At 44.8% G+C, this 6,549-nt stretch carries 7 protein-coding genes and 1 pseudogene; 7 read left to right on the top strand and 1 reads right to left on the bottom strand.

Going from position 1 to position 6,549, the window contains the following annotated elements:
* The 5 genes and pseudogenes from AB447_RS26965 to AB447_RS17315 form a co-directional block, all read left to right on the top strand.
* Positions 1-158: pseudogene (locus AB447_RS26965) on the top strand (DNA replication protein); the annotation flags it as partial.
* Entirely contained in the window at positions 155-655 is a 501-nt protein-coding gene (locus AB447_RS17330) for a hypothetical protein (RefSeq protein WP_048356590.1), read from the top strand. The pseudogene AB447_RS26965 and the gene AB447_RS17330, both read left to right, overlap by 4 nt.
* Positions 655-1,443, top strand: coding sequence for a BRO family protein (locus tag AB447_RS25420; protein ID WP_082634673.1), 789 nt, complete (start codon positions 655-657; stop codon positions 1,441-1,443). The genes AB447_RS17330 and AB447_RS25420 overlap by 1 nt, the downstream gene beginning before the upstream one ends.
* Before the next feature lie 18 nt (positions 1,444-1,461).
* The gene (locus AB447_RS17320) at positions 1,462-2,811 is read left to right on the top strand and encodes a DnaB-like helicase C-terminal domain-containing protein (RefSeq protein ID WP_057957675.1); all 1,350 of its coding nucleotides are present in this window, start codon (positions 1,462-1,464) and stop codon (positions 2,809-2,811) included.
* Positions 2,812-2,832: 21 nt separating this feature from the next.
* Positions 2,833-3,813: a toprim domain-containing protein gene (locus AB447_RS17315; RefSeq protein ID WP_057957674.1), complete on the top strand. Its 981-nt coding sequence runs from the start codon at positions 2,833-2,835 to the stop codon at positions 3,811-3,813.
* A gap of 29 nt (positions 3,814-3,842) precedes the next feature.
* Here the strand turns inward: AB447_RS17315 and AB447_RS27560 are convergent, their stop codons facing one another.
* Positions 3,843-4,091 (bottom strand): helix-turn-helix domain-containing protein, encoded by a 249-nt coding sequence (locus AB447_RS27560; RefSeq protein ID WP_082634672.1) that lies wholly within the window; start codon positions 4,089-4,091, stop codon positions 3,843-3,845.
* Between the two features lie 165 nt (positions 4,092-4,256).
* Between AB447_RS27560 and AB447_RS17310 the strand changes: the two genes are divergently transcribed.
* Together AB447_RS17310 and AB447_RS17305 are read left to right on the top strand one after the other, a co-directional pair.
* Positions 4,257-5,477, top strand: a complete 1,221-nt coding sequence (locus AB447_RS17310) for an AimR family lysis-lysogeny pheromone receptor (RefSeq protein ID WP_048356557.1) — start codon at positions 4,257-4,259, stop codon at positions 5,475-5,477.
* Between the two features lie 253 nt (positions 5,478-5,730).
* Entirely contained in the window at positions 5,731-6,366 is a 636-nt protein-coding gene (locus tag AB447_RS17305) for a sigma-70 RNA polymerase sigma factor region 4 domain-containing protein (protein WP_048356558.1), read from the top strand.
* Positions 6,367-6,549: the final 183 nt, after the last annotated feature.

The raw sequence follows: 6,549 nt of genomic DNA, 5'->3' as shown, positions 1-6,549 counted from the left end.
CGAGAGTGACGAATCAACTTCCGACGATATACACGAGCAACATTGCGATCGAACGGCTGCCGGACGTTTTCGGAGAGCAACGTCTGACGGACCGGATTCGTGACCTATGCCGCGTAATTGAATTCGAAGGAGAATCGAAAAGGGGGCTGCGGAGATGAAAGCCGACATCACTTTCGGAGACTTGGTCGCAGTAGACGGATACCCGGACCGTATTTTCTACGTTGATGCGCGGCGGAAAGTCGAAGAGGAGGACGATACCGGCGTCTCCAATTACGTCGAGTTCGATCTGACGGACGCAATTCACGGCGAATGGATTCTCGCTGATTCGAACGACATCCGCCTAGTCTGCCGCAGTCAGTTTGTTGACGAATATCTTGACGGAGTTGATTACGAAAACTATCCGGAGCCGGAGGGAACGGCGTTTCACTTTGCGGAATTTCTTCCGGAATTACCGTATGCCGATACCGTAGCTAAGCTTAGCGAAGGAATTAAAAAGGCGTGGGATGATATGGCGAAAGACAAGGCGAAGAAAATTGATGATCTGCTCGACGAGTTAAACGATTACAAGCGTTTGGAAGCGATGTACGGCGATGAGGAATATAAGGCGAAGCAGGACGAGGCGAAGGCGAAATTAAAGCGGGAGGTCAAGCGGTGATGAACGAATTACAAAAAGTATTCAATTATCAAGATCAACAGGTGAGGACAGTCGTTAAGGACGGTGAACCTTGGTTTGTTGCAAAAGATGTCTGCGATGTTTTAGGGATTACAGACGCTCGAAAATCAGTGAATTTACTTGATGAAGATGAGCGGAATAGTATTCCGGTCACTGATTCATTAGGGCGAAATCAAGAAACATTCATTATCAACGAACCGGGTCTTTATTCTCTGATTTTAAGAAGCCGCAAACCAGAGGCCAAACAATTCAAAAGATGGATCACTCACGAAGTCATTCCGACAATCAGAAAAACGGGCGGCTATGTAGTGAATGACGATCTATTCATTCAAACGTATCTGCCGTTTGCAGACGACCAAACAAAACTTTTATTTAGCGCAACTTTAGAGACTGTACGCAAGCAAAACGAAGTAATTTCCGAAATGAAACCGAAAGCGGAGGAACATGATCGTTTTATTTCCGCGACAAATGTGCAGACGTTAGAGCAAGTAGCCAAATCGATTGGAATTGGCCGAAACAAATTAACGACATTCTTACGGACAATCGGTGTATTTGTTCGGAAAGAAGGCTCGCCGGTTCCTTATCAGCGCTACATCAACGAAGGCTATTTTAAAGTTAAACAATCACCGTCTAGGTATTACGGAGTTAACTTTGTACAGACATATGTTACTGCGAAGGGCGTTTCTTTCATCGATAGGAAGCTGGAAGAGTACGGAGGAGCACGAGCGGTCAACGCATTGAGGATGAAGGAAATCGAACATATAGCGTAAGAAGAGGAGGGATCGCGGATGAACTACGGTGTTTTACTGCTATCGAAAGTGATCGAGCAGAACGATCCGAACGCGCTGCTGCGCTTTAATATTACCGCCGAGGACTTACCAACGGAAGGCGAACGCAAAGCACTCCGATACATCACGGAATACGCAGAGAAACACGGAGGCCGGGCGCCGACTGCCGAAATGGTGGCGAATGAGGTGCCGGACTTCCAGCCGGATTTTAACATCGAGGCCAGTTACGATTACCTTGCGGAAAAATTGAAGAATTACGCGTCCTTACGGGACTTTTCCGAAATTGTTAACGGTAGAGGAGACGGCGGAGAATCCGAATTTATGAAGCGGTGGGAGAGCGCGCAAGATAATCCGGAAGAATTTTTTTCTTGGTTGACGGAGCAAGCCGAAAGATTTAAAATTAGAACAAACGTTCGTAGTTCGGTTGGCACCGACATCAAAAAAGATATCGACAAATTCAAAGCCGAATACGAAAACCGCAAGGCTGGCGAGTCATTCCGGATCTGGCGCAGTAAATTCGAATTCATAAACCGGGCGATGGGCGGCTATGTTTCGTCGAACGTATACGTTATTTATGGTAAATCCGGACGGGGAAAATCGGCCATAGCGTTGGAGGAAGCGATTAATTGCGCGATGCAGGGGGCGAACGTTCTAATCTGGTCGATGGAAATGGGATGGTACGAGGTTCTCGTCAGGCTTTACGTTTCCATTTCGGCAAGCATTGGCGTGACAAAAGCGAATCTTGATGGCGTCGATATTGAGGCCGGATTTAATTCGCGGGATGTTCGCCAGGGAAAGCTATCCGACGAATTCGAAGCCGGATTTATGGAGTTCCTCGATAAGATGAACGAATTGATTCCGGGTAACATCATTGTCCGCGCGGTAGACGACGAGGACTTCGACTCCCGGAAACTCCGCGATCTGAAGGCGGATATACTCGAAACGAAAGCTGACGTCGTTCTAATCGATCCGTTTTACTACCTTGATTACGAAAAGAACACGTCAAAGACTGCGGGGGGAGACGCGGCAGAGACTTCGAAAAAACTCCGTCGTCTGGCCGGCCAAACAAAAACGACTGTCTTTGCGTTGACGCAAGCAGAAGAAGGCGAAGGGAAAGACGCTGACTTTGAATTAAAACTACCGCAGCGTAAGGACGTCAAGAAAACGAAGGCGTTGCTCGAAGATGCTGCGTTATTGATTGCGGTGGATACGAACGCAGAGGAAGGGCGAGGCCTGATCGGTCTGAACAAAGGCCGTGATGGCGGCGAAGGGAAGAGCGCTGAGATCGTTTATCTGCCGCAGTTTGGCGTCATTAAGCAGCTAGGGGGAGCGGATCAGTTCGATTTCTAAGACGAAAGGAGTGAGACGAAAGTGCCGACATTGACGTTAAACGGCCGTCCGGTCGACGTCGACATCCGATATGAACTCGAACAATTCGAATGGACGCGGCCGACTTGGACGGATCAGCGCTTGCTGGCCGCAAGTCCTTTCCGTTATGACCGGACGCCGAGCTTTTACGTTTATCTCGAAGACACGGCGACCGCGAAGGCCGGCTATTGGGGCGATAGCGGCTATTATGACGCAGAGTATGCGCGGGGTGGCTTCGTTAAGCTGCTGGCATTCTTGCGCGAAGAGACCGAAGAGGAGACGGTCGAATACCTGATCGATGCGTATGCGCCGGAATTGGAAGACGGAAAGCTCACGCTGAGGATGCCGAAGCTAAAGATCGCCAAGAATCGCGAACCGTTGAGAGAATCGATTCTCGACGACGTGGCTGCGGGTCCTAACGATTATCTGAAAGGGCGCGGGATCATGCCGGCTGTCCAGCGGCTAATGGGCGTCGGAATGGCTGGCGGTGCGGTTGCGCTGCCCTGGCGGTTGCCGAACGGTCGGCTTGCTAACGTAAAGTACCGGTCAACGCGGGGCAAGGCGTTCTGGTACGTCAAAGGCGGCTGGCCGATACGGGACCTTGTTTACGGAATGAACGTCGTATATGATCGGCGGCTGACACGCGTTGTCTTATGCGAGGCGGAGATCGATGCGCAATCGTGGATGACGGCGGGAGTGCCGGCGATCGGGACCGGTGGGTCTTCGTTCAACCAACGGAAAGCGGATATCATCGTCCAGTCTCCGATCGAACACGTAACAATCGTGACGGATAACGATAAGGCCGGCGAGAAGTTGCGGGCGGAGGTCGAGCGTTATTTATACGGGAAAGTCGGACTGGCACACGGGTATATTACGGAAGGAAAGGATGCGAATGAACTATTGATTGCGAAGGGAAGAGCGGAGTTGAAGGCGGTGTATGAGCGTGCGGAGGACGTTAAGCGACATATAAAATTGTACGTATAAACACGTACGTCTGGTCGGCGGAGGATGACTTACTCCTCCGTTTTTGTGTCGGATACCCATTCCCATTCATACAAATCAATCGGATCTACTTTAAGAAATTCCGCGATATTACGTGCTCGTTCAATACTTGGTATGTGGCGTCGTGAGTTTATATAATGGTTCAATGTTTGCTTTGATATTCCGACCGCGTCTGCTACTTGGACAAGTGTATATCCACGAATTTCGCACCACTCGGGTATCCGGCATCTGCCGACCTTATACGTAATAAACACCTCCATTCTTCAAGGTGTCCAATTTATTGTATAGTATTGTCTTTTCAATTTCCATAAATATATAGAAAAAATTATTGACATATCGATAATCAAATAATTATAATTGGGATAAGAACTTTCATCTTAGATTTTCTTCATTATTTTTCGAGAGATAGAGGGGGTCTTTACACAATGACAGACGCAAAGACTTTTTTGTTCAATAAGATAGAAGACAGAGACGACTTAACCGATGAAAAGTTACTAGGGGTATTAGATGTTTGTTCTAGGCAGCTTACATACTTGAGGAGTGGGCAGAGAAATCTTACCTTTCACCATATGTTAAAACTTTGTATGCTAATTGATCCTGCGGAATATAAAAGTTTAATGCGGGAGTTATGTCCGTCCCTTTCTACAGACAACTGCATCAAGAATTCGTTTGAATATGCTGCGGTCACAAGAGATCTTGAACTACTCGAGAAACTTTTAGACGTTCATGCGAAGGAAAAAGGTACTGTGGGTGAGTATGTTCGGTTTTATTCATTTTTATTTAAATATATGAAAGGCGAAATAAAGTTTTACATGTTGAAAGACAGCCTTTCTGAATTCAAAAAATCAAGCGCGCATACCCTTAGAATTCTTGTGGACATTTACGATTGTTTGGCTGATCTGATAGAAGGAGATTGCCTGAATGTTCTCGAAAAGTCAAAAAATATCGGAGATAATATAAGATCCCTGAACGAAAGAAATTATTCTCTCATGAAAGAATTTTATGCTTACCGACTGTCCGAAATTTTAGCTCATTCCCACCTACAACTCAACAACCTAGAATCGGCGAGAAAATACGCTAACATTCTTATACACGCAAATATTAATAAGAGAATAGAGTCTGATTCTTATTATGTCCTTGGAATGTCCCACCTGCTAAGTGATCCAGATAAATGCCTGATGTATCTGAATAAAAGCTATTCGATAGCGAAAGAGCTTGGAGGTATTTATGAGTCGCTCGGATTCTTTAATTTAAACTTCGCAAAATTACTTCTTAATAACAAGATCGAAGAAGGGGCGCATCCCTCACTTACTTCCCTACAAAAAGTAATGAATGGGGAGAGCATGTACAACGATGAGTACGACAGTCTGGTAAGTATTAAAGATCCCCAATTCATTGATTATGCAGAAAGTTATCGAAGTAAAGAAGATAGAGCAAATAAATTTCTCGATTTTGTGTCCAACTCTAAGTTTTTCTACGCAGTTATTATTGTAAGGGATATTATAAAAGCGGGAGAGGATTCCGAGTTCGTAATGTCTCTTATGAAAAATAATCGAGAAGAAAAAGGAGATGTTTTGTTTGAAGAAGATTTTATTAGGAGTTTTAGGGTTGGCAGTGATTATCAGCATCGGATTATTTGGCGTTGAGGTAGCATCTAATTCGACAGTAGAAACAGCAGCAAATCAATTAGGAGGTTAATAAAGGACAAGGCGCGATCTGAAAAGATCGTGTCTTTTTTATAGGTATATTTTGAACAAGTAGGAATTTTATAGTGTTTGTTCCTTTTTGAAAAATTCAGTATTTTATATGCTACTATTCTTATAAAGAAACAAAAAAATTATACAAATGAGTGTCCATTCTCTAATCTGGATACGCAGTTATAAGTGAGAGGTGATTTAGTTGAAAATAAACAAAAACTTAATATCGGTCATTGAGAAGTATCAAGGCACAAAAGATCCCAGTATATTTAATCAGGTTTTTGAACACTTTCAATATCTGATCAAGGGGGTTGCTTTGAAGTACACCAAGAATTGTCGACTTCTTTACGATGACATGGTCAGTGTTCTGAATGAGAGACTATGGTTTTGTATCGATAATTTCGATTCAACAAGAACTGACGACATAGAAAACCATCTGAAGGTTCAGTTATTTAGATGTGCCATAGATTTCACAAGAGGAAAACAGATGACTTATGTTAATAGAAGAATTCCAGTCGACACAACTGCGGAGGAAAATGCGGCAACATTTGAATCCGACGAGCATTTCAATCTTGAGGAGTACGTAATTTCACGTACATCCGGAGAAATAAAAACGGACCATGATAAGCGGCAACTTATCAAGGCCCTCACAGAAAACACCGACTCAATAACGACGGCAATCGTTACTGAGCATCTTTCGAGCGAACGACCTACTTACGCATCGATTGGAAAGAAAGTAGGCGTCCATTACAAAAAAGTCGAACGTGTCATTAAAGGATTAGCGAAAAATTACGACGCATCGAAACACGGCGAACTTAACGCTTATCTATCTGTATAACACGCAGTAAACGTAACTAGCCTCGGGAGGCGTAGCCACATCCTCATGGTAACCGTTCTCATGTCAAAAGACAAGCGAACAGTATGCGAACACACCTTTCGGTCTAGTGCGTTTTACCTAAACAATATGGAGGCGAACGTACTATGAATATCCCCAAATTTATCGATTTCAATACGTATCCAG

Origin of the sequence: Bacillus glycinifermentans (assembly GCF_001042475.2) — a bacterium.
GTDB lineage: Bacteria > Bacillota > Bacilli > Bacillales > Bacillaceae > Bacillus > Bacillus glycinifermentans.
This window is presented reverse-complemented; position numbering and strand designations above follow the sequence as displayed.